1 pseudogene is annotated in these 259 nt (G+C 73.0%); it reads left to right on the forward strand.

The window, feature by feature from the left end:
- Positions 1-259: pseudogene (locus FS767_RS23010) on the forward strand (hypothetical protein); the annotation flags it as partial.

Below are 259 nucleotides of genomic sequence, written 5' to 3' on the forward strand. Positions count from 1 at the left end.
GGCAGTGGACGTCCCTGGCAGCGCGCCGGTCCGCCATAGATGGCGACTGCCCCAGGCCCTGCTGCTGGCCTTCGTCGGTTGCCAGCTGGCCGCCATCGGCGCGCTCTGGGCCTATCTGGAACCCTATGGCGAAGCCCTCGGACTGGACCCCAGCCAAGCCCAGACCCTGATCGCCGCCAGCTTCGCCGCCCAGTTGCTCGGCGGCCTGGCCGGCGCGGTCCTGGTGGCCTGGCTGCCGGCCGCCACCACCCTGACCCTG

Origin of the sequence: Pseudomonas sp. DE0010, from assembly GCF_007680745.1 — a bacterium.
Taxonomy (GTDB): domain Bacteria; phylum Pseudomonadota; class Gammaproteobacteria; order Pseudomonadales; family Pseudomonadaceae; genus Aquipseudomonas; species Aquipseudomonas parafulva_B.